Here is a 21,827-nt window from a genome sequence, read left to right on the forward strand (position 1 = left end):
GGGCGCAGGATGAGCCCACGTCGCCTGGCGGCTGTAAAGGGTGCTCTTGATCACATGTGGTAGACCAGCGACACCCCGGTCGTGGTATCGGTCTGGCTGGAGGCTCCCGGCGGCGGGTTGTCGTTGAAGTCGGCCTCGTAGGAGAGCTTGAGCGCCAGGTCGTCGTTCATCGCCACGACCAGCGCCGTCTCGGAGCGCCCGATGATGTTCTCGCGCGACGACTCGGTGGCCAGCGTCTGCGTGAAGCGCGAGTTCTCGGAGAACTGCCAGCCGTAGTCCAGTCCGGCGTAGAACAGCGCCAGATCGTCACTGCCGTCGCCGGTGTACTCGTCGTGACGCACCCCGGGGCCGACCTCGACCGAGAGCGAATGCGGCGGCCCCTCCAGGAGCTGGCGGCCGTAGCCACCGATCAGCGTGCTCTGCGAGTCATAGCCGGAGAAACGGTCCTTGTCCCAGCGCGCCAGCCCGAACAGATAGTTGGCGCGGGAGAGGTTGTAGCGCGTGCGACCCTGGACGAAATACTCCTCGGCGGAGGTCTCGTCATCGTCGCTGGCGCTCTTGGCCCCCAGCTTCAAGTTGTAGGACCAGGGCGCATCGAACCAGGTCATGTCGGCGCCGGCCAGCAGGCTCTCGCTGTGGCTGTTGCCGCTGATCTTGTGATAGCCCAGTTCGGCCTGCCCTTCGAACGGCTTCTCGGCCTCGGCCGGATTGTCCAGCGCCTCGAAATCCTCGAGCTGGGCCTGGGCACCGCCGGCCAGCGCCAGCAGCCCGGCGCCCAGCAGCCACTGCCGGGCCCGCATCAGCATCTTCGCTCTTCCTTGATGAATCACGTACACCTCCTTATCTACCTGCCATTAACGCTACTGCCGTCCCGCATACGGCCGGGCGGCAGGAAGCGCGCTCCGCCGCGGCGCGGTCGGGCGAAAACGGGGGATATAGACCACTAGTGCTTTAGAAGGTGCGGCAGCAACCAGGGTGTGTACGAAAAACCAACGCGCGTAAACCGTTCTCGTACAAGGCGGGCGTGAACGGCGCGGCAAGCCGGCCGTGGGGTTGGGGCAAAAAAATGGCGAGCCAATGGCTCGCCAAGCTTCCGTCTGTGAATAAGGTCTCTTACCCGACGGAAGAGCGCTCGGGTGGGCCACCGCCGCCGCGGGCGATGGCCACAATAAGTAGAGAGGCGTCGACGTCGGGCACGGGGCACCCGCATCGCTCACCGGATGCCAAGTTAAGCGAGCGGGATGCCGGCGTCAATATTTATGGAAAGGATTTCCAATTTTGTGATGCGGCATGTCGGCGTGGCGTCAGAAGCAGGTTTCCAGGGTCTGCTCGACATTCAGATCGGCATCCACCAGCAGCAGGCGACGCCACTTGTCAAAGGTCAGACAGGGGTGCGAGGTGCCGAAGGCGATCACGTCACCCACCGCGACCTCGGCCCCGGCGGGCAGCTCGAGAAACAGGTGCTGATCCATGATGTGCACGCTGCGCCAGCCGTCGACCTCGCACGGCGTCGCCTGACCCTGGGGATAACGGCGCAGGGCAATGGGCAGATCCGGCTCGTGACCGATATCGCGCTTGCCCAGGGCGACGATCGCGCGCCCCGGCTCTGGCAGCGACTGCACCTGGGCGAAGACCTCCAGCGCCGGCTGCAGCTTGCCCGCCAGCCCGGGGTGGCGCGACTTGATCTCGGCCATGGCGCCGGCATAGAGCTTGTGGTCGTGGACCACGTAGCAGCCGGGGCGCAGCACCGGAGTGTAGTGCTGGCGCAGCTCGGCGCGGTCGAAGCCCTCGGCGATCAGGTCGAACCACTTGGAGCCCGAAGCGGTGACGATCGGCGCCTCGCGCGCCAGCGCCCCGCTCTCGCGCAGGCTGCGCACCGTCTCAACCAGCCGCGCGGCGTAGGCGCGCACTGCCGCGACCTCGTCGCCGCCGTGGATCAGTCCTTCGTAGCCCTCGACCCCCACCAGCGCCAGCGCCGGCTCGGCGGCGATCGCCGCCACCACCGCCGCGACCTGGTCAGCGTCGCGACAGCCGCAGCGCCCGCCGGCGACGCCCAGCTCCACCAGCACCTGTAGACGCAGCCCGCGGGCGGCGAAGAAGGCACCCAGCGCGCGCACGTTGTCGACCCCGTCCACCACGCAGTAGTAATCCAGCCCCGCGGCGATGGCATCCGCCACCAGCGCCATGTTGGGCTCGCCGATCAGCTGGTTGACCATCAGCACACGCTCGATGCCGTGGGCGTACGCCGCCGCCGTCTGCACCGCGGTCGCCAGGGTGATCCCCCAGGCCCCCGCCGCCAGCTGACGCTTGAACAGCTCAGGCGCCATGGTGGTCTTGCCGTGGGGCGCCAGCTCGGCGCCGTGGTCGGCGGCGAAGCGCTGCATCCAGGCGATGTTGTGGGCCAGCGCCGGTGCCAGCACGGCTGCCGCCGGCAGCGGTACGTCGCGCAGCAGCTTGGCCGGTGTCGACGCAACGTAGGGCGTGCCCTTCTCGATCACGGGGACACTGCGGGTCACGGAAACAGGACTGGGCGAGTGGTGCATGACGGGCCTCCGGAGGCAGAGCGAAAGATGCCAGAGAAAAGATGACGGCACGGGAAGAGAACCAGCGGCGCCGGCGCACGCCGGCACCCGGTTCAGTCACCGTGGGACAGCGTCGCGGCGGCCTCGCGCAGGGCCTCGACGAGGGTCTCACGGCGCACCTGATCGGCATTGCGCCCTACGGTGAAGCAGAGCGTTGCCCGGGCGATGGTATCGCCCTCGTGAATCGGTACCGCCATGCAGCAGGCGAAGCTGTCCACCAGCCCTTCGGTGAGCGCATAGCCGCGCTGGCGCGTGTGTTCGATCTCGGCGAGGAAGGCGTCGATATCGATCTGCTCACCGCTGGGCAGCACGAAATCGGCCTCCGGCACCAGCCCCAGGATCACCTCCCGCGACATGCCGCCGAGCAGCACGCGCCCCGAGGCGGTCCACGGGATCGGCACCTTGACCCCGACCTCGGAACTGATCCGAAACGGGCGCGCGCCGTTCTCGTTGAGCATGACGGTGTACTTGTCGCCATCGAGCATGCACAGCTGCGTGGTCTCGTCGAAGCGCGCCGAGAGCTGACGCATCACCGGCCGCGCCCGGCGCAGCAGATCGTTGTGGTCGGCGTAGTCGAGGCCTAAGTAGTGCATCGCCCGGCCGAAGAAGATACGCCCGTCGCTGCCGGTCTCCAGCCAACCGGCCTCGCTGAGCAGATTGATCAGCTCGTAGACGCTGGAGCGCGGCGCGCCGGTGGCCGCCATCAGCTCCTTGGGCGTCATCGGTTCGCGATGCAGATGCAGCTGCTCACACAGCGAGATGACGCGGTCGATGCCGCGCGCCCGGGACGTCGATGTCGTGGATTGACGCATATCACCTCTTCGTTGGCCGGCATGAAAGGCCAGGATACCCAGGCGCTGATCGTCAGGATAAGCCCCCTTGCGCGGCGGGCTGGAATGCGCGCAGTATAGATTTATCCGGTAACCCAGACAACAGTCCGAAATATCGGACGATTGGTCGTTTCACACGACCGATCATTTCAGACAGCCGATCATTTCAGATAGACAGGAACGCCGGATCGCAGCCGCACACAGCAGCCGCAAACAACATCAGCCGCAAACAACAGCAACAACAGGTGAGCCTACCCATGACAACGATTCACAAGATGCTGGGCGCCATCTCGGTATTCGCCCTCTCCTCGATGAGCGTCGCCGACGTGCACGCCGACACCCTGCAGGACGTGCTCGCGCGCGGTGAGCTGATCGTCGGCACCGGCAGCGCCAATCCGCCCTGGCACTTCACCCAGAATGGCCAGACCGTCGGCTTCGATGCCGATATCGGCCATATCCTGGCCCAGGGGCTGTTCAACGATCCCAGCAAGGTGCGCTTCGTCAATCAATCTTCCGATGCGCGCATCCCCAACCTGCTGACCAACAAGGTCGATATCTCCTGCCAGGCGATGACCGTGACTGCGGCGCGTGCCCAGCAGGTCGCGTTCACCGTGCCCTACTACCGCGAGGGCGTCGGCCTGTTGATGCTCGACGGCGGCGACTATGCCGACTTCGCCGCGCTCAAGGCGGCCGGCAGCGACATCACGGTGGCGGTGCTGCAGAACGTCTACGCCGAGCAGATGGTGCATCAGGCCCTCCCCGAGGCGAAGGTGGACCAGTACGAGAGCCAGAACCTGATCTATCAGGCGCTCAACTCGCACCGCGCCGACGCCGTGGCCACCGACCTCTCCACGCTGAAGTGGTACATGAAGAACAACAGCGGCCGCTATACCGACGCCGGCTACGCCTGGAATCCGCAGTCGTACGCCTGTGCGGTTTCGCCGGATGACGCGCGCTGGCTGCAGTTCGTCAACACCACCCTCGAACAGGCGATGAACGGGGTCGAGTTCGAGCGCTACGCCGCGGCTTTCGAACAGTGGTTCGGCGAGCGCCCGCCGGCGCCCGAGACCGGTTTCCCCAGCGAGATGCGCTGAACTCCGGGACCCCCGCGCCAGCCGCTGGCGTGGGGGTCTATCCTCGAATCGCCGCCGGTGAATGAACTGTCATGAGCTATCACTTCAACTTCGCTCCGATCCTAGCGCAGTGGCCGCTGCTGCTGAGCGGTATCGGGCTGGGCCTGCTGCTGGCACTGGTTTCCATCGCGATCGGCTCGCTGCTGGGGCTGGTCGTCGCCTTCGCCACCCGGGCACCGAGCCGCTGGCTGGCGAGTCTCGCCTTCGCCTGGATCTCGATCCTGCGCAATCTGCCCATCCTGGTGATCGTGCTGTTTCTATTCTTCGGCATGCCCCAATTGGGCCTGTCACTGGACAAGATCAGCAGCTTCATCGTCGCCCTGTCGCTCTACACCAGCGCCTACATGGCCGAGGTCTTCCGCGCCGGGCTGCTGAGCGTGCCGCCGGGCCTGATCGAAGCGGGCCAAGCGATCGGCCTGACCCGGTCGCGCATTCAGCGCGATATCGTGCTGCCGATCATGTTCCGCAACGCACTGCCGGCGTTCGGCAACAACTTCGTCTCGCTGTTCAAGGACACCTCGCTGGCCGCCACCATCGCGGTGCCGGAGCTGACCTACTATGCGCGCAAGATCAACTCCGAGACCTTCCGCGTGATCGAGGTGTGGCTGGTCGCCTCGCTGCTCTACATCGTCTGCTGCTACGCCATCACGCTGATTCTGCGGGCGCTCGAGAAGCGCCTGGTCCTGGAGGCGAACTGAGATGCAGTGGGACTACTTCTTCAATCAGGTGATCAGCCACCGGGATGCGCTGCTGCAGGGCACCGCGGTCACCATCGGCGTCTCGCTGTCGGCCATCGTCGCGGGCACACTGCTGGGGGTCGCAATCGGCGTCGCCGTAACCTACGGCATCAAGCCGCTGCGCTGGCCGGCACGCGCCTACATCGACATCATCCGCGGCACTCCGGTGCTGGTACTGGTGCTCGCCACCTTCTACATCTCCTCTGCCGTGGGTCTCGACTTGGGCGCCTTCCAGGCCGGGGTGCTGGCGCTGACGCTGTTCTGCGCCTCGCATGTCGGCGAGATCCTGCGCGGCGCCCTGCAGGCGCTGCCGCGTGGGCAGATCGAGGCCGGCCGCGCCATCGGTCTCACCTTCGCTGGCATCTTCCGCCACATCCTGTTCCCCCAGGCGCTGCGCTACGCGCTGCCGACCTGGATCACCGCCGCGGTGGAGATGGTCAAGGCGTCCACGCTGCTCTCCGTGATCGGCGTCGCCGAGCTGCTGCTCACCACCCAGCAGATCATCAGCAACAATTTTCTCAACATGCAGTTCTACCTGCTCGCGGGATTGATCTACTTCCTGATCGACTTCGCCATCGAGCAGGTCGGACGCTACGTCGGCCGGCGCCTCGACCGCCCCGCCAGGAGAACGACATGACTCCCATCGTGGAAGTGCGCGCGCTGCACAAGCGCTTCGGTGAACTCGAGGTGCTCAAAGGCATCGATCTCGTGGTGAACGAGGGCGACGTGGTCTCCATCATCGGCTCCAGCGGCTCGGGCAAGACGACTCTGCTGCGCTGCCTCAACCTGCTCGAGGAGTTTCACCAGGGCGAGGTGCGGATCGGCGGCGAGAGCATCGGCTATCGCCAGCGCAACGGCCAGCGCGTGCGCGCCAGCGAGCGCGAGATCGCCGGCCAGCGGGCGATGACCGGCATGGTGTTCCAGGCGTTCAACCTGTTTCCGCACATGAGTGCGCTGGACAACGTCACTCTCGGCCTCACCCGGGTGCGCGGCATGTCCCGGCACCAGGCGGTGGAGCTGGCCGACCACTGGCTGGAGCGGGTGGGCATGCTGGAGCGCCGCGATCACCGCCCCGCCCAGCTCTCCGGCGGCCAGCAGCAGCGGGTCGCGATCGCCCGCGCCATCGCCATGAACCCGCGCGTGATGCTGTTCGACGAAGCGACCTCGGCGCTCGACCCGGAGCGGGTCGGCGAGGTGCTCGAGACCATTCGCAGTCTCGCCCAGGAGGGCATGACCATGGTGCTGGTCACCCATGAGATGCGCTTCGCCCGCGATGTCTCCGACAAGGTGGTGTTCATGGATGGCGGCCGCATCGCCGAGCAGGGCCCACCCGCGACGCTGTTCTCGACCCCCGAGTCACCGCGACTGCAGGCGTTTCTCAAGACCTCGTCACTGTGACCGCGAGCGCGCCGCCCCGACGCAACGGGGCCGGCGCTGCACGTCGACCGAGGCCAAAAGAAAATAACTTTCACGGATTTATGAATTAGGATAGAAAATAACAAGCCTGCTTTTCCCGCCCGTCACCGGCTGTCACCAGAGGAGATCTCAGTGAGCCAGCAGATCGACATCCTGTCGTTGATCACCGCCCGTCTCCCCAGCCTGCGCGCCGCCGAGCGCAAGGTCGCCGGGCTGATCTTCGATGATATCGATTTCGTCGCCGAGGCGAGCATCGGCGAGATCGCCACCCGAGCCGGGGTCAGCGACGCCACGGTGACACGCTTCGCCCGGGCGGTGGAGTGCCGCAACGTACGCGACCTCAAGACCCGCCTGACTCGCGCTCTGGCCGCAGGGCGCCGCTTCATCCAGGAGGCGAACGAGGAGGATGGCCTCGGCGTGATCTACGACAGCGCCACCCAGACCCTGGCGCTCAACCGCACGCTGATGGAGCAGGCCGACGTCGAGGGTGCGGTGGCGATGCTGGATAGCGCGCGCCAGATCCTGGTCTTCGGCGCCGGCGGGGGCTCCACGGTGATGGCCCAGGAGCTGCAGTTCCGGCTGGTGCGCCTGGGCTATGCGATCAGCGCCTATCCGCAGGCGCTGCTGCCGCGCATGGTCGCTGCCACCCTGGAGCCGGAAGACGTGGTGGTGGCGATCTCGGCCAGCGGCTACACCCCCGAGATCAACGATGCCGCCGAGCTGGCCCGCGAGTACGGCGCGCGGGTGGTCGCGATCACCGCGGTCGGCTCGCCGCTGGCCGGCATCGCCGACCTGGCGCTGCCGCTGGCCTCACGGGAGACCGACTTCATCTATTTTCCGTCGTCATCACGCTACGCCATGATGGCCGCCGTCGACATGCTGGCGCTGGGCCTGGCACTGCGCCACCGGGCGCGGACCCGCGACAAGCTGCGGCGGCTCAAGATCACCCTCGATGCCCATCGCGGCGGCGACGATCGCCAGCCGCTCGGCGACTGAGACGCCAGGAGCGCCCATGTCCAACCTCTATGATCTGCTGATCCGCAGCGCCAGCATCATCGATGGCAGCGGCAGCGACGCCTTCGTCGCCGATGTCGCCATCGACGGCGAGCGCATCGCCGCCGTAGGCGACCTGGCCGAGGCCCATGGCCGCGAAGAGATCGCAGCCGCGGGGCTGACCCTGACCCCCGGCTTCATCGACGTTCACACCCACGACGACACCAACGTCATCCGCACCCCGGAGATGCTGCCCAAGCTCTCTCAGGGGGTGACCACGGTGGTGGTCGGCAACTGCGGCATCAGCGCCAGCCCGGTCAGCCTCGATGGCGAGGTGCCGGACCCGATGAACCTGCTCGGGCGCGCCGAGGATTTCCGCTACCCCACCTTCGCCGCCTACGCCGAGGCGGTGGCCGCGGCGCGTCCCAGCGTCAACGTCGCCGCGCTGATCGGCCACACCAGCCTGCGCAGCCAGGTGATGGACCGCTTCGACCGCCCCGCCAGCCCGGCCGAGATCGCGGCCATGCGCGCCCAGCTCGAGCACGCCCTGGCCGAGGGCGCCCTGGGGCTCTCTTCGGGGCTCGCCTACCGCAACGCCTTCCACGCCCCCAGCGCCGAGATGAACGCCCTGGTCGAGGCGGTGGGGCACGCCGGCGGCGTCTATACCACGCATCTGCGTGACGAGTTCGCGGGGCTACCCGCGGCGATGGAGGAAGCCTTCGCCACCGCCGCCCACGGCCAGGCGCCGCTGGTGATCTCGCATCTCAAGTGCGCCGGCGCCGGCAACTGGGGCAATGCGCCACTGGCGCTGGCCAAGCTCGACGAGGCCGCGCACCGCCACGGCGTGCACTGCGACTGCTACCCCTACACCGCCGGCTCCTCGACGCTGGACCTGGGCCAGGTCACCGACGAGATCGATATCTTCATCACCTGGTCCGACCCGCACCCCGAGATGGCGCGTCAACCGCTGAAGACGATCGCCGCGCAGTGGCAGCTGTCGCTGGAGGACGCCGCGCGGCGGCTGCAGCCGGCCGGGGCGGTCTATCACAACATGAGCGAGGCGGACATGCGCCAGGTGCTGGCGCATCCGCTGTCGATGGTGGGTTCCGACGGTCTGCCCAACGATCCGCATCCGCACCCGCGTCTGTGGGGCGCCTTCCCGCGGGTGCTGGCGCACTACAGCCGCGATCTGCAGCTGCTGCCGCTGGCCGCGGCGGTGCACAAGATGACCGGGCTTTCCGCCGCCAACTTCGGCCTCACCGACCGCGGCGAGATCCGCCCCGGCGCCTTCGCCGACCTGGTGCTGTTCGACCTCGACACCCTCGAGGACACCGCCACCTACAGTGCACCGATCGCCAAGGCCCGCGGCATCGAGCTGGTGGTGGTCAACGGTGCGATCGGCTATCGCCACGGCCAGGCCAGCGCTACCCGTAACGGGCGCCTGCTGCGGCGCGAGGTGCGGCTGTCACCGCGCCCCTCGCGGCCCGCCGCCTGATATTTCGCATCGGCCCCGCGCGCCGCGTGGGGCCTTCCCTGACCCAGAAAGGAGATTTTGCATGAGCATCAAGCGTTATGGCGTCGAAGGCGGCGTCGGCACCGGCGGCCAGAAGCTGCCCTTCGCCCGCGCCACCGAAGCCGGTGGCTGGCTGTTCGTCTCCGGCCAGACGCCGATGACCGATGGCGAAGTGGTCGAAGGCAGCATCGTCGAACAGTCGCGGCTGGCCTTCGCCAACTGTCTGAAGATCGCCGAAGAGGCCGGCTACGGCGTGGAGGACGTGGTCCATGTCACCGCCGTACTCACCGACGCGCGCTACTTCAGCTCGTTCAACAAGGTGTTCAAGGAAGTGTTCGGCGACCACCCGCCGGCGCGGATCTGCAGCGTCCAGGACCTGGTGGTGGACTGCAAGGTGGAGGTCGATATCAAGTGCTACCGCGCCGATCGCGTTTGATAAATGCCTGCACGGACGCATCGCTTTGTTGCACGGTACTCGGGAACTCGCCTAACCCCCAGTTATGTCTCGCTCCCTGTGTGCCGTGCGCCTCGCGCTGCATTCCGCTCGGCTATTTATCCGATTTTCTTGGCGCTGGCCAAAGCTTCGGTAGTCAGCAGTGAAGCTTTGGAAGGCAAGTTCGAGTAACAGCAAGAAAGGTGGCCGCGCCCCGGCAAGGGCGCGACCGCAGTGAAAAACCCCACGGGACATGACATTTCACACTGCTCCGGTCGCGGCAACGACCGGGACGACAATTATAAGAGGTAGCCATGAACAGCCAAGTCTTCCTCGGCACCTTCGTCGCCTACGTGATCGTGATGATCGCCTTCGGCTGCTGGGTATCACGTCACAGCCGCGGTAACGGTGACGACTTCCTGCTCGGCGGGCGCAGCCTGCCGCTCTTTCTGACCATCGGCACTACCGTGGCGACCATGGTCGGCACCGGGTCGAGCATGGGCGCGGTCGGTTTCGGCTACGCCAACGGCTGGGCCGGCGCCCTCTACGGTATCGGCGGGGCGATCGGCGTGCTGCTGCTGGCGTTCTTGTTCGCCCCGGTGAGACGCCTGCGCTTCATGACCATGAGCGAGGAGCTCTCCTACTATGTCGGCGCCAACCGCCTGGTGCGCAACGTCGTCGCGGTGCTGATCTACATCGCCTGCATCGGCTGGCTCGGCGCGCATATCCTCGGCGGCGGCCTCTACCTGTCGTGGATGGCGGGGATCGACCTGACCACGGCGCGCATCCTGGTCGCGCTGGGCTTCGGCATCTACTGCGTGATCGGCGGCTACATGGCGGTGGTATGGACCGACACTGTGCAGGCGGTGGTGCTGTTCGTCGGCTTCATCGTGATGGCGATCATCGCGCTGGTCGAGGTCGGTGGCTTCTCCGGCCTAGGCGCCAACATGGATGCCAGCGCCATCACCTTCCTCGGGATCGGCAAGATCGGCCTGGTGCCGGCGCTGTCGCTGGCGGCGGTGATCGCGGTCGGCGTGCTGGCGACCCCCTCCTACCGCCAGCGCATCTACTCCGGCAGCTCGGTGGCCTCGGTACGCAAGTCGTTCGTGATCACCGGCGTGCTCTACCTGTTGTTCTCGATCATTCCGGCGATCATCGGCATGGCGACCCATGCCCTCAACCCGAACCTGGACAACAGCAACTTCGCCTTCCCGTTCCTCGCCACCGAGATCCTGCCGCTGTGGCTGGGCCTGCTGCTGCTGGTGGCGGGGCTTTCGGCGACCATGTCCAGCGCCAGCTCCGACGCCATCGCCGGGGTCTCGATCCTGCTGCGCGATATCTACGTACTGTTCACCGGCCACACGCCGTCTGCGCGCAAGGTCGTGGGGCTCTCCCGGCTGGCGCTGGTCGTCACCATCGGCCTGGCGCTGCTGTTCGCGCTCACCTCCAACAACGTCATCAGCTACATCACCAGCATGATCGCCACGGTGATGGCAGGGATGTTCGTCTGCGGCGTGCTCGGGCGCTTCTGGCCGCGCTACACCTGGCAGGGGGCCATCGCCACCCTGATCGCCGCGTCGGCGACCTCGCTGACCGTGATCAATGTCGATGCCTGGGCCGCGTTCTGGGGCAACCCCAGCATTCCCGCCGTGCTGGTCGCACTGGTCGTGGGTGTCGTCGTCAGCCTGGTCACGCCCGCCTCGAAGGTGACGCCGCAACAGGCGCTCGAGATCATCGACGCCGAGCGCGAACGCATGGAGCGGGAGGAAAACCCCGCCAGCGCGCTCAGCGGCAAGCCAGTCTGATAAAACCGCCGCGTCAAGCTTCTCGCTGCCCCGCCCTGGCGGGGCAGCGTCGCGTTAGAGGGTGTTTCCAAACCCTCTGATAACTGCCGCAGGATGAGCTCACGTCGTCCAGCGGTTTTAAAAGGCGCTCTTAGACGACGACCCGAATCCTCATCTCCCGCTCGTCGAGATTGTCGGCACCGCCACGGTCCACGACCAGAAACTCCCCCTGGCGCTCCAACACCGAGTGGATCGCATGCCAGGTCCCGGCCCGGTAGTTGACCCCCTGGCGGCCGTCGGTGACGAAGGCGCGAATCGCGCTCGGATCGATGTCGTCGCCCGGCGGCGCCACCACGACCACGAAGCGCTCTTCGTGCAGCGGCATGAACGCCTGACTGCCCAGCGGATGACGCTCGAGCAGATCGACCTCCAGCGGCAGCGTCACCGGCTGGCTGACGAAGAGACTGATCAGCGGCGGCGTGGCGTCATCACGGATATCGACCTTGGCCAGCGCATGGTGGCGCTGGGTGCGGCCGGCGTTGATCGCGAACGACTCGCCGATGCGCGCATCGATCACCTCGCCGAAAGGCGCGAAGGCTGCTGCGGTCAGCGGCTGCGCGTTGAGTTCCTGCATCTGCTCTGCTCCTGTCATCACTCACGGGCTTGTTCCGTCTTCGGTTTTACCCCATGAGGCCGCGCGCGTCGCGCCGTTTCAGGGTCCGTTGACGCGGTCGTCGTATACAAACGCGGTCACTGCGCGTGCCATCGGGGTGGCATGTTGACGATGCCGGACATCCCGCCATCTATCGCCACGGCCAACCCATCCACTCCTAGCGACTCCTAGCCACCCCTTCCCTTATCCCTCCGAGGATTGTATAAAATATAAAATCATCGATCACAGCCCCTCTTTTCTGCCCTCTGAGCACGGGAGAACCCCATGCAGCGTATCCACGTCATCGACTCCCATACCGGCGGCGAGCCGACCCGGCTGGTGATGTCGGGTTTTCCGGCACTGACCGGCGACATGGCCGCCCAGCGCGAGCTGCTGCGACGCGAGCACGACCAGTGGCGGCGAGCGTGTCTGCTCGAACCGCGGGGCAACGATGTGCTGGTGGGGGCGCTCTACTGCGAGCCGGTCTCGCCGGACGCCAGCTGCGGGGTGATCTTCTTCAACAACACCGGCTATCTGGGCATGTGCGGCCACGGCACCATCGGGCTGGTGGCCTCGCTTTATCACCTCGGCCGGCTGGCGCCGGGTACCCACCGCATCGACACCCCGGTGGGGCAGGTCAGTGCCATTCTCCACGATGACGGCGCGGTCACCGTGGGCAACGTGCCCGCCTACCGCTACCGCCAGCGGGTGCCGGTCGAGGTGCCAGGCTACGGCGTGGTGCATGGCGATATCGCCTGGGGCGGCAACTGGTTCTTCCTGGTGGGCGAGCACGAGCAGACGCTGACGCTGGCCAACGAGGAGGCGCTGACGGCCTTTACCTGGGCGATCCGCCAGGCGCTGGACGCGCAGGCCATCACCGGCGAGAACGGTGGCCACATCGACCATATCGAGCTGTTCGCCGCGGATACCCACGGCAACCCGCCGGCCCACAGCCGCAACTTCGTGCTCTGCCCCGGCAAGGCCTACGACCGCTCCCCCTGCGGCACAGGGACCAGCGCCAAGCTGGCCTGCCTGGCAGCGGACGGCGAGCTCGCCCCCGGCGAGACCTGGGTCCAGGCCAGCATCACCGGCAGCCGCTTCGAGGGGCGCTACGACTGGCAGGGTGATCGCATTCTGCCCTTCATCACCGGCACCGCCCACGTCACCGCCGATGCCATCTTGCTGATCGATGACAACGATCCGTTCGCCTGGGGCATCGCTTCCGACCACGCATGACTTGCGAAAACAAGGCCAGAGGACACCATGACCGACTCCATTTTCAGCGGCTGCATTCCCGCACTGATGACCCCCTGCACCGCACAGCGCACTCCCGACTACGACGCCCTGGTTGCCAAGGGGCGTGAGCTGATCGATCTCGGTATGCGCGCAGTGGTCTACTGCGGCTCCATGGGCGATTGGCCGCTGCTCAGCGAGGCCCAGCGTCAGGAGGGCGTGGCCCGTCTGGTCGCTGCCGGCGTCCCTGTCATCGTCGGTACCGGTGCGGTCAATTCCAAGGAAGCGGTCGCCCACGCCGCGCATGCGGCCAAAGTCGGGGCTCAAGGCTTGATGGTGATTCCCCGTGTTCTCTCCCGCGGTACCTCCAGCCAGGCCCAGCGCGCACACTTCTCCGCCATTCTGGCCGCCGCACCCGAGCTGCCGGCGGTGATCTACAACAGCCCCTATTACGGCTTCGCCACCCGCGCCGAACTGTTCTTCGCACTGCGCGAGGCGTTTCCCAATCTGGTCGGTTTCAAGGAGTTCGGCGGCGCCGAGGATCTGCGCTATGCCGCCGAGCACATCACCTCCCAGGACGACGACGTCAGCCTGATGGTGGGGGTCGATACCCAGGTGGTGCACGGCTTCGTCAACTGCAACGCCAGCGGCGCCATCACCGGGGTCGGCAACGCTCTGCCACGGGAGGTTCTCAAGCTGGTCGAACTCAGCCGCCAGGCCGCCAGCGGCGACCCCGAGGCGCGGCGCCTGGCGCTGGAGCTGGAGCGCGCGCTGGCGGTGCTCTCCTCGTTCGACGAGGGCGCCGATCTGGTGCTCTACTACAAGCACCTAATGGTGCTCAACGGCGACACCGAGTACCGCCTGCACTTCAATGAGAGCGACGCCCTCACCCCGGCCCAGCAGCGCTACGCCGAGACCCAGTACGCCCAGTTCCGCGAGTGGTATGCGCGCTGGTCGCAGGCACTCGATGCCTGAGCCACGGCCAGGCCGGGACGACGCTCCTTTCCGGTGATGCTCCCCTGCATCAGACGTTTCAGCGGCCCCCACGGGGGCCGCGCCCGCTTTCCCTCCCCCGCATCTTTTCCCCTACGTTTCATCTCCCCACATTTCTTCCCCACACTTCATCCCCGACTCGCATTCAAAACGCGCCCACCATCTCAGTTCAGTGAGCGATAACCTTTTTAAAATCGACTCGACCAAAGCGTGATTGGTTTTCAATGACTTTCGTCGCTCAATAAAAAGCCAAGAGATACCTCGTCATAAAAGGCGAAGTTTTTTAAAACGCACTCATCACGCAATAAAACAGTGGTGTACGAGCCTGTATCTCATGCGCCACCGGCAGGATCGAGCAATCGAATAAATACCGCCGACAGCGTGTCGAGAACGGTCTTCGCGACAACGACCCCAGGGTCTGAATCCGCCAGACCGATAGCCCCACACCGACACCCTCGCGGCAGATCAATCGCCTCATTGGCGCGCATCGCCTGCCACGAAGACGGGCAAAACCGGCGCCATCACGGGAGACCACCGATGAAGAAATCACTCGCCCTCAGCCTCGCGTTGATGGGGTTCAGTGCCACCGCGTCCGCGGCACAGGTCGTCGGCTTTTCACAGATCGGTTCGGAGTCGGGCTGGCGCGCGGCGGAAACCACCATTACCCGCAAGCAGGCCGAGCAACGCGGGATCGATCTCAAGTTCTCGGATGCCCAGCAGCGTCAGGAGAACCAGATCGCCGCGCTGCGCTCGTTCATCGCCCAGGGGGTGGATGCCATTCTGCTCGCCCCCGTGGTGGCCACCGGCTGGGACAACGTGCTCAAGGAGGCCAAGGAGAGCGAGATCCCGGTGATTCTGCTCGACCGCCAGATCGATGCGCCCAAGGATCTCTACATGACCGCGGTGGGCGCCGACAGCGTGCACGAGGGTGAAGTCGCCGGTCAGTGGCTGGTCGACAAGGTCGCCGGCAAGCCGTGCAACGTGGTCGAGCTGCAGGGCACCACCGGTTCGTCGGTGGCGATCGAGCGCAAGCAGGGCTTCGGGAAGGCGATCGCCGACCACCCCAACCTCAAGATCGTGCGCAGCCAGACCGGTGACTTCACGCGCTCCGGTGGCAAGGAGGTGATGGAGAGTTTCATCCGGGCGGAAAACGGCGGGCACGATATCTGCGCGCTGTTCTCGCACAACGACGATATGGCGATCGGCGCCATCCAGGCGATGAAGGAAGCCGGCCTGCACCCCGGCAAGGAGATTCTGACCATCTCCATCGACGCCGTGCCCGACTACTTCAAGGCGATGGCCAACGGCGACGCCAACGCCACGGTGGAGCTGACGCCCAACATGGCAGGCCCCGCCTTCGACGCGCTCGAAGCCTACTGGAAGGATGGCACCCAGCCGCCCAAGTTCATCCAGACCGACTCCAAGCTCTACACCCAGAGCGACGACCCCGAGGGCGAATACCAGCGGCGCAAGGATCTGGGCTACTGAGCCACGCCTGCGGCCGGCATCGCACGCTGCCGGCCTTCCGCTCTCTCCCTGCGGCGCTCTCGACGCCGCCGGGTCCGCTCACTCGGGATGACCGACCATGCTGCTTGCCATCCAGTCACTGACCAAGACCTTCGTCGGCATGAAGGCGCTCGATGGGGTCGACTTCGAGCTCGACCGCGGCGAGGTGCACGCACTGCTGGGCGAGAACGGCGCCGGCAAGTCGACCCTGATCAAGTGCCTCACCGGTGCCTATCGCCGCGACGCCGGCACGCTCTTGCTGGATGACGCGCCGATCTCACCGGATTCCACCGCCCAGGCCCAGGCGCTGGGCATCGGCACGGTCTACCAGGAGGTCAATCTGCTGCCCAACCTGACCGTGGCCCAGAACCTCACCTTCGGCCACGAGCCGCGCCGCTTCGGCATCGTCGACACCCGAGCCCAGCGCCGCCAGGCGGCGGCGATGCTGGATGGCTACGGGCTCGCCATCGACCTCGACCGCGACCTCGGCAGCTACTCGGTGGCAGTGCAGCAACTGGTCGCGATTGCCCGCGCGGTGGCGCTGTCAGGCAAGGTGCTGATTCTCGACGAGCCCACCGCGAGTCTCGACGACCGCGAAGTGCAGATGCTGTTCGCGGTGGTGCGCCGGTTGCGCGACCAGGGCCTGGGCATCCTCTTCGTGTCGCACTTCCTGGACCAGGTATATGCGCTGTGCGACCGCATCACGGTGCTGCGCAATGGGCGCAAGATCGTCACCACGCGCTGCGACGAACTCGACCGGGTGCGGCTGATCGAGCACATGCTGGGGCGCGAACTGGCAGCCGAGGAGCATGACGCCAGGCGTGCCGAGGGCCACACGCAGGCCGCCGGGGAGCCGTTGCTCGCCTTCGAGCAGGTGGGCCGCCGCGGGCATATCGAGCCGTTCGATCTCAGCGTCCAGCGCGGCGAGGTGATCGGCATGGCCGGCCTGCTGGGCTCGGGGCGCACCGAGACCGCCGAGGTGATGTTCGGCATCAAGCGCGCCCACAGCGGCCGCGTTCGCGATGTCGAGAGCGGGGGCGGAGATGGGGGCGGAGATGGAGGCAAAGGCGCGGACGAGCTGCACCTGCGCGGCCCGCGCGACGCCATCGCCGCCGGCTTCGGCTTCGCCCCGGAAGACCGTAAGACCGACGGGATCGTCGCCGAGCTGTCGATCCGCGAGAACATCATCCTGGCACTGCAGGCTCGCCGCGGCTGGATGCGGCCGATCCCCCGCGCCGAGCAGCAGCGCCTGGCCAACGACTACATCGCACGCCTGGATATCCGCACCTCGGGGCCTGAAAAGGCGATCGGCGAGCTCTCCGGCGGCAATCAGCAGAAGGTGGTGCTGGCGCGCTGGCTGGCGATGAACCCGCGCTTTCTGATTCTCGACGAGCCGACCCGCGGCATCGATGTCGGCGCCCACGCCGAGATTCTGAGCCTGATCCGCGAGCTGACCGCCAAGGGCATGGCCGTGCTGGTGATCTCCTCCGAGCTGGACGAGCTGATCGCCGTGTCCGACCGCGTGATCGTGCTGCGCGACCGGCGTCAGGTCGCCACTCTGGTGGGCGCGGAGATCGGGCTGGAAGCGGTAGTGCAGGCGATCGCCAGCACCGACACCCGCGCCGAGGAGACTCCCGCATGATGCCCGCCGGCGTGAAACGCGTGCTGCCGCAACTGATCACCCTGGCCGTGCTGGTGGCGCTGGTCAGTGCGGTCTTCCCCGACTTCCTGCAGCTGCACTACAGCGACGGGCGGCTGATCGGCCCGGTGATCGACGTGCTCAAGCGCGGTGCGCCGGTGGCGCTGCTGGCGATCGGCATGACCCTGGTGGTCGCCACCGGCGGTATCGATCTCTCGGTGGGCACGGTCATGGCGATCACCGGTGCGGTCGCCGCGGCGGCCATCGTCGCCGGCCACGGGCTGCTCTGGGCGCTGGGCCTGGCGCTGGCCGCCGGCCTGTGCGCGGGGCTGTTCAGCGGCTGTCTGATCGCCTTCCTCGGCATCCAGCCGATCGTCGCCACCTTAATCCTGATGATCTCCGGGCGCGGTATCGCCCAGCTGATCACCGAAGGGCGCATCCTGACCTTCAACCTGCCGGGGTTCAGCTTCCTCGGTTCCGGCCATCTGTTCGGCATCCCGGTGCCGGTCTGGCTGTGGCTGGCGGCGGCGACGCTGACCGTGGTGGTGGTACGGCGCACCGCGCTGGGGCTCTTGGTCGAAGCGGTGGGCATCAATCGCCGGGCCAGTGCACTGGCCGGGATCAACGCCCGTGTCATTCTGCTCGCGGTCTACATGATCTCAGGGCTGTGTGCGGCGCTGGCTGGGATCGTCACCACCGCCGACATCCGCGGGGCGGACGCCAACAACGCCGGGCTGTGGCTGGAGCTGGACGCCATCCTGGCCACGGTGATCGGCGGCAACTCGCTGCTCGGCGGGCGTTTCTCGATCCCGGCGGCGGTGATCGGCGCGCTGATCATCCAGACCATCAATACCGGCATCCTGCTGGCGGGCTTCCCCACCGAATACAACCTGGTCATCAAGGCAGCGCTGGTGGTCGCCATCCTGGTGCTGCAGTCGCCCCTGCTGGCGGGCGACCTGAAGCGGGTGGCCGCGCGCCTGACACGCCAGCGCCATCCCGCCCCGACGGCGAACAAAGAGAGGGCGAGCCCATGATCAATCCCCGGCGCTATCCGCTGCTGGCGACCATCGCGATCTTCGTCATCGCCTACGCCATCTGCTATGTGCAGTTTCCCTACATGCTCTCGACCCGGGTAGCCGGCAATCTGCTGACCGACAACGCCTATCTGGGCATCGTCGCGGTCGGCATGACGGTAGTGATCCTCTCCGGCGGCATCGACCTCTCGGTGGGCGCGGTGATCGCCTTCTCCGGCGTTTTCATCGCGGTCATGCTGCGCGACACCGGGCTGCACCCGCTGCTCGTCTTCGCTCTGCTGCTGGCCCTGACCACCGCTTTCGGCGCGGCCATGGGTGCACTCATCCACCGCCTGGGCATGCCGCCATTCATCGTCACCCTGGCCGGGATGTTCCTCGCCCGCGGCGTGGCCTACATGCTGACCATCGACTCGGTGGCGATCGATCACCCCTTCTTCGATACCCTCCAGAGCACCTACTGGCTGATGCCCGGCAAGGGGCGGCTGACGCTGATCGGGGTGATCATGCTGCTGGCCTTCGTGGTGGGCCACGTGGTCGCCCACCGCACCCGCTTCGGCGCCAATGTGTTCGCCCTCGGCGGCGGCCAGCAGACCGCGCGGCTGATGGGCAGCCGGGTCGGGCGCACCACGGTGATGATCTACGCCTTCTCGGGGCTGATGGCGGGCCTCGGCGGTATCGTCTTCGCGCTCTATACCGGCTCCGGCTATCCGTTGGCGACGGTCGGCACCGAGCTGACCGCGATCGCCACCGTGGTGATCGGCGGCACCCTGCTCAGCGGCGGCGCCGGCTATGTGTTCGGAACCCTGTTCGGGGTGCTGACCATGGGGCTGATCCAGACCTATATCGTCTTCGACGGCACGCTCTCGAGCTGGTGGACCAAGATCGCCATCGGCGTCCTGCTGCTGGCCTTCATCGTGCTGCAGAAGGCGCTGCTGCGACTGGGCACGCCGCGCGGCGCGGCGCCGGCCTGATATCTCGCGCGCCAGCACGCTCGCCCCCGCGCACGCACCAGGAACCAGGAACCAGGAACCAGGGAACGGATGGACGCCATCGGGGCATTTGTACACAATATGCAAAATTCCCACGTAGTCCCCCTATCATGGCATTCAAGACCCGGGCCCAGTACGTCGCCGACGACCTGCGCCAACGCATTCTCGGCGGCGAATTCAGCGGCGGTACCCAACTGCGCCAGGATGCCCTGGCCAAGGATTACGACGTCAGCCGGATTCCGGTACGCGAGGCACTGCTGACCCTGGAAGCCGAGGGGCTGGTCGAGTTCCACGCCCACCGCGGCGCCTTCACCACCGAACTGTCGGTGGCCAAGATCCGCGAGCTGTTCGACCTGCGCGTGCTGGTCGAGGGCTACGTGCTCGAACGTGCCATCCCGCGCCTGACCCCGGCGGACCTGGCACAGGCCGAGACCATCCTGAGCGACTACGACGCCGCCCTGAATGCCGGCCACCAGATCGATCACTGGAGCGATTTCAACTTCGGCTTTCATCGCGCCCTCTACGCCCCCGCCGAGCTGCCCGAGGCGATGGCGATGATCGCGCAGCTCAATACCAAGTCGGATCGTTACATCCGCATGCAGCTGCTCTACACCCGCCAGATCGAAAAGGCGGAGCGCGAGCACCACGCGCTGCTCGATCTCGCCCGCCAGGGTGACGCCACGGGCGCCTGCCAGGTGCTCGAACGGCATATTCTCGACGCCTGCGAGGGGATCGTCGCGGTACTCGAGCGCAATCTGGCCGGCGAGGTTTGAGAACCATCCGCCCCGCGCATTCACCGGCGACAGCCTCGACGAGGTTGCTCGCCGTCTCTGTGCGCCGCGTGTGATCCCCGCGCCCCGCCTGCAATAGCCATCGACAAGCGCCCTGGCGGCGGGCATGATGGATTTTATACAATCTACAAAGCCATCATCGTGATGCGCGCCAACACGAGTCACCGGCGCGCTACCCAGCGCGAGACGCCTGCCCATGCCCACTCTCTCCACCGCCCCTGCCTCGCCGAATGCCCGGGGCTCTTCGGACGCCCGAAGCGCTTCAGATGCGGATATCGCCGTGGTCGGCGCGGGCATCGTCGGCGTCTGCTGCGCGCTGGCGCTTGCTCGCCAGGGCCAGCGCGTGCTGGTGCTCGACCCGCAGCCACCGGGCATGGGGGCCTCCTTCGGCAATGCCGGTCATCTGGCCACCGAACAGGTCTTCCCCATCGCCGATGCCAGCATCCTCAAGCGCCTGCCATGCATGCTGCTCGACCCGCTGGGCCCGCTGCGCCTGGACTGGCGCCACCTGCCGCGCGGGTTGCCGTGGTTCGCGCGCCTGCTTTGGAACCTGCGCCCGGCGCCCTATCGCGCCAGCGTGGCCGGGCTCGGCGCGCTCAACGGCGCCAGCCTGGGCGCCTGGCAGCGGCTGCTGGCCTCGGTGGAGGCCGCCCCCCTGCTGCACCAGCAGGGCTCGGTACTGGCCTACGAGAAGCCGGATTCGCTGGCGCTGCTGACGGCGCTGGCCGAGCGCACCCGCGCCCAGGGCGTGCCGGTGGAGCCGTGGGACGCCGCCAAGCTCCATGCCGCGGCGCCGACACTCTCGCCACGCCTGCGCGGCGGGCTCTTCTTTCCCGCCACCGGCCACTTCCTTAATCCGCTGCGGGTGGTGGAAACCCTGGCCGAGGCGGCGCGGCGCGAAGGCGTGCGCTTCATTCGCGAACGGGTGCAAGACGCTTACACATCGGCGGATGGCGTGACGCTGACCACCGCGCAGCGCACGCTGCGGGCCGCCCGCGTGCTGATCGCCTGCGGCGCCCACTCGGCCGCGCTGACAGAGGCGCTGACCGGCGTCCGCGTGCCGCTGGACACCGAGCGCGGCTACCACCTGATGCTGCCGCGGGAGCCGGCACGGCTGCCGTTCGCGGTCACCGCCTTCGAGCGCCGTTTCATCATGACGCCGCTGCCCGACGGCCTGCGCCTGGCCGGCACGGTGGAGTTCGCCGGGCTCGAGCGCCCGCCCAACCTGGAGCGCGCCTGGCAGTTGCACCGTCTCAGCAAGGGGCTGTTCACGCACGAGCTGGACATCACCGATGCCAGCACCTGGATGGGCTTTCGCCCCTCGCTGCCGGACTCGCTGCCGATCATCGACCGTGCCCGCGGCGGTCGCGTGCTGCTGGCGTTCGGTCACCAGCACCTGGGGCTGACCCAGGCGGCGATCAGCGCCGAGATGATCGCCGCGCTGGCGAATCCCGGCGATGCTCCCCTCGCCCCCGGCAACCCGGATGCAGCCCACGACCTGCCGGCGTTCGTGCCTTACCGCCTGACGCGCTTCGGCCGCGAGCGCTGACGATGGGCGCTAAGTCAATC

At 66.9% G+C, this 21,827-nt stretch carries 20 protein-coding genes; 16 read left to right on the forward strand and 4 right to left on the reverse strand.

All coding sequences use genetic code 11. From position 1 onward, the window contains the following. Positions 1-50: 50 nt before the first annotated feature. From J0A90_RS12395 to J0A90_RS12405, 3 genes are all read right to left on the reverse strand, one after another. Positions 51-806, reverse strand: a complete 756-nt coding sequence (locus J0A90_RS12395; protein ID WP_207036383.1) for a YdiY family protein — start codon at positions 804-806, stop codon at positions 51-53. A gap of 498 nt (positions 807-1,304) precedes the next feature. After that, on the reverse strand, positions 1,305-2,543 hold the full coding sequence (locus J0A90_RS12400) for an amino acid deaminase (protein WP_207036385.1): 1,239 nt from the start codon (positions 2,541-2,543) through the stop codon (positions 1,305-1,307). A gap of 92 nt (positions 2,544-2,635) precedes the next feature. Further along, on the reverse strand, positions 2,636-3,394 hold the full coding sequence (locus tag J0A90_RS12405) for an IclR family transcriptional regulator (RefSeq protein ID WP_207036386.1): 759 nt from the start codon (positions 3,392-3,394) through the stop codon (positions 2,636-2,638). A 275-nt stretch (positions 3,395-3,669) separates the two neighbouring features. Between J0A90_RS12405 and J0A90_RS12410 the strand changes: the two genes are divergently transcribed. The 8 genes from J0A90_RS12410 to J0A90_RS12445 all read left to right on the forward strand — a co-directional run bounded on the left by J0A90_RS12410 (position 3,670) and on the right by J0A90_RS12445 (position 11,442). Further along, positions 3,670-4,506, forward strand: coding sequence for a transporter substrate-binding domain-containing protein (locus tag J0A90_RS12410; RefSeq protein ID WP_207036388.1), 837 nt, complete (start codon positions 3,670-3,672; stop codon positions 4,504-4,506). A 71-nt stretch (positions 4,507-4,577) separates the two neighbouring features. After that, positions 4,578-5,243: an amino acid ABC transporter permease gene (locus J0A90_RS12415; protein ID WP_207036390.1), complete on the forward strand. Its 666-nt coding sequence runs from the start codon at positions 4,578-4,580 to the stop codon at positions 5,241-5,243. Position 5,244: 1 nt separating this feature from the next. Then, the gene (locus J0A90_RS12420) at positions 5,245-5,919 is read left to right on the forward strand and encodes an amino acid ABC transporter permease (RefSeq protein WP_207036392.1); all 675 of its coding nucleotides are present in this window, start codon (positions 5,245-5,247) and stop codon (positions 5,917-5,919) included. After that, positions 5,916-6,680, forward strand: a complete 765-nt coding sequence (locus J0A90_RS12425; RefSeq protein WP_233076742.1) for an amino acid ABC transporter ATP-binding protein — start codon at positions 5,916-5,918, stop codon at positions 6,678-6,680. Before J0A90_RS12420 ends, J0A90_RS12425 begins: the two co-directional genes overlap by 4 nt. 150 nt (positions 6,681-6,830) lie before the next feature. Beyond that, complete coding sequence (locus tag J0A90_RS12430; RefSeq protein ID WP_207036394.1) at positions 6,831-7,694, forward strand: MurR/RpiR family transcriptional regulator; 864 nt, start codon at positions 6,831-6,833, stop codon at positions 7,692-7,694. Positions 7,695-7,710: 16 nt separating this feature from the next. Beyond that, on the forward strand, positions 7,711-9,186 hold the full coding sequence (locus J0A90_RS12435; RefSeq protein ID WP_207036395.1) for an amidohydrolase family protein: 1,476 nt from the start codon (positions 7,711-7,713) through the stop codon (positions 9,184-9,186). 61 nt (positions 9,187-9,247) lie between these two features. Beyond that, positions 9,248-9,640 carry a RidA family protein gene (locus J0A90_RS12440; RefSeq protein WP_106418911.1) on the forward strand — a complete coding sequence of 131 codons (393 nt, stop codon included), beginning with the start codon at positions 9,248-9,250 and terminating at the stop codon, positions 9,638-9,640. 311 nt (positions 9,641-9,951) lie between these two features. Then, positions 9,952-11,442: a sodium:solute symporter family protein gene (locus tag J0A90_RS12445; RefSeq protein WP_207036397.1), complete on the forward strand. Its 1,491-nt coding sequence runs from the start codon at positions 9,952-9,954 to the stop codon at positions 11,440-11,442. A gap of 130 nt (positions 11,443-11,572) precedes the next feature. On the opposite strand, the gene J0A90_RS12450 is transcribed toward J0A90_RS12445, so the two are convergent. Beyond that, entirely contained in the window at positions 11,573-12,055 is a 483-nt protein-coding gene (locus J0A90_RS12450; RefSeq protein WP_207036399.1) for an ureidoglycolate lyase, read from the reverse strand. A 303-nt stretch (positions 12,056-12,358) separates the two neighbouring features. Here J0A90_RS12450 and J0A90_RS12455 point away from each other — a divergent pair, with 303 nt between their 5' ends. The 8 genes from J0A90_RS12455 (at position 12,359) to J0A90_RS12490 (ending at position 21,807) form a co-directional block, all read left to right on the forward strand. Then, positions 12,359-13,309: a 4-hydroxyproline epimerase gene (locus tag J0A90_RS12455; RefSeq protein WP_207036401.1), complete on the forward strand. Its 951-nt coding sequence runs from the start codon at positions 12,359-12,361 to the stop codon at positions 13,307-13,309. Positions 13,310-13,336: 27 nt separating this feature from the next. Further along, complete coding sequence (locus tag J0A90_RS12460; RefSeq protein WP_207036403.1) at positions 13,337-14,281, forward strand: dihydrodipicolinate synthase family protein; 945 nt, start codon at positions 13,337-13,339, stop codon at positions 14,279-14,281. Between the two features lie 555 nt (positions 14,282-14,836). After that, on the forward strand, positions 14,837-15,787 hold the full coding sequence (gene ytfQ, locus J0A90_RS12465) for a galactofuranose ABC transporter, galactofuranose-binding protein YtfQ (RefSeq protein WP_207036405.1): 951 nt from the start codon (positions 14,837-14,839) through the stop codon (positions 15,785-15,787). A gap of 97 nt (positions 15,788-15,884) precedes the next feature. Continuing rightward, positions 15,885-17,447 carry a sugar ABC transporter ATP-binding protein gene (locus tag J0A90_RS12470; RefSeq protein WP_207036407.1) on the forward strand — a complete coding sequence of 521 codons (1,563 nt, stop codon included), beginning with the start codon at positions 15,885-15,887 and terminating at the stop codon, positions 17,445-17,447. Further along, the gene (locus J0A90_RS12475; protein WP_233076743.1) at positions 17,444-18,478 is read left to right on the forward strand and encodes an ABC transporter permease; all 1,035 of its coding nucleotides are present in this window, start codon (positions 17,444-17,446) and stop codon (positions 18,476-18,478) included. Before J0A90_RS12470 ends, J0A90_RS12475 begins: the two co-directional genes overlap by 4 nt. Next, positions 18,475-19,449 carry a galactofuranose ABC transporter, permease protein YjfF gene (gene yjfF, locus J0A90_RS12480; protein ID WP_207036888.1) on the forward strand — a complete coding sequence of 325 codons (975 nt, stop codon included), beginning with the start codon at positions 18,475-18,477 and terminating at the stop codon, positions 19,447-19,449. Before J0A90_RS12475 ends, yjfF begins: the two co-directional genes overlap by 4 nt. 128 nt (positions 19,450-19,577) lie before the next feature. Beyond that, a complete protein-coding gene (locus J0A90_RS12485) occupies positions 19,578-20,240 on the forward strand; it encodes a GntR family transcriptional regulator (protein ID WP_207036889.1) in 663 nt (220 codons plus the stop codon). Positions 20,241-20,454: 214 nt separating this feature from the next. Then, a complete protein-coding gene (locus J0A90_RS12490; protein WP_207036409.1) occupies positions 20,455-21,807 on the forward strand; it encodes an FAD-binding oxidoreductase in 1,353 nt (450 codons plus the stop codon). Positions 21,808-21,827: the final 20 nt, after the last annotated feature.

It is taken from the genome of Salinicola sp. DM10 (assembly GCF_017306975.2).
Lineage (GTDB): Bacteria > Pseudomonadota > Gammaproteobacteria > Pseudomonadales > Halomonadaceae > Salinicola.

Bases quoted from the DNA above. Each gene is read 5' to 3' on its own strand.
- J0A90_RS12415 (WP_207036390.1), top strand. From the start codon at position 4,578: ATGAGCTATCACTTCAACTTCGCTCCGATCCTAGCGCAGTGGCCGCTG.
- J0A90_RS12450 (WP_207036399.1), bottom strand. From the start codon at position 12,055: ATGCAGGAACTCAACGCGCAGCCGCTGACCGCAGCAGCCTTCGCGCCT.
- J0A90_RS12440 (WP_106418911.1), top strand. From the start codon at position 9,248: ATGAGCATCAAGCGTTATGGCGTCGAAGGCGGCGTCGGCACCGGCGGC.
- J0A90_RS12420 (WP_207036392.1), top strand. From the start codon at position 5,245: ATGCAGTGGGACTACTTCTTCAATCAGGTGATCAGCCACCGGGATGCG.
- J0A90_RS12405 (WP_207036386.1), bottom strand. From the start codon at position 3,394: ATGCGTCAATCCACGACATCGACGTCCCGGGCGCGCGGCATCGACCGC.
- J0A90_RS12425 (WP_233076742.1), top strand. From the start codon at position 5,916: ATGACTCCCATCGTGGAAGTGCGCGCGCTGCACAAGCGCTTCGGTGAA.
- J0A90_RS12445 (WP_207036397.1), top strand. From the start codon at position 9,952: ATGAACAGCCAAGTCTTCCTCGGCACCTTCGTCGCCTACGTGATCGTG.
- J0A90_RS12490 (WP_207036409.1), top strand. From the start codon at position 20,455: ATGCCCACTCTCTCCACCGCCCCTGCCTCGCCGAATGCCCGGGGCTCT.
- J0A90_RS12485 (WP_207036889.1), top strand. From the start codon at position 19,578: ATGGCATTCAAGACCCGGGCCCAGTACGTCGCCGACGACCTGCGCCAA.
- yjfF (WP_207036888.1), top strand. From the start codon at position 18,475: ATGATCAATCCCCGGCGCTATCCGCTGCTGGCGACCATCGCGATCTTC.
- J0A90_RS12400 (WP_207036385.1), bottom strand. From the start codon at position 2,543: ATGCACCACTCGCCCAGTCCTGTTTCCGTGACCCGCAGTGTCCCCGTG.
- ytfQ (WP_207036405.1), top strand. From the start codon at position 14,837: ATGAAGAAATCACTCGCCCTCAGCCTCGCGTTGATGGGGTTCAGTGCC.
- J0A90_RS12395 (WP_207036383.1), bottom strand. From the start codon at position 806: ATGCTGATGCGGGCCCGGCAGTGGCTGCTGGGCGCCGGGCTGCTGGCG.
- J0A90_RS12455 (WP_207036401.1), top strand. From the start codon at position 12,359: ATGCAGCGTATCCACGTCATCGACTCCCATACCGGCGGCGAGCCGACC.
- J0A90_RS12410 (WP_207036388.1), top strand. From the start codon at position 3,670: ATGACAACGATTCACAAGATGCTGGGCGCCATCTCGGTATTCGCCCTC.
- J0A90_RS12470 (WP_207036407.1), top strand. From the start codon at position 15,885: ATGCTGCTTGCCATCCAGTCACTGACCAAGACCTTCGTCGGCATGAAG.
- J0A90_RS12435 (WP_207036395.1), top strand. From the start codon at position 7,711: ATGTCCAACCTCTATGATCTGCTGATCCGCAGCGCCAGCATCATCGAT.
- J0A90_RS12475 (WP_233076743.1), top strand. From the start codon at position 17,444: ATGATGCCCGCCGGCGTGAAACGCGTGCTGCCGCAACTGATCACCCTG.
- J0A90_RS12460 (WP_207036403.1), top strand. From the start codon at position 13,337: ATGACCGACTCCATTTTCAGCGGCTGCATTCCCGCACTGATGACCCCC.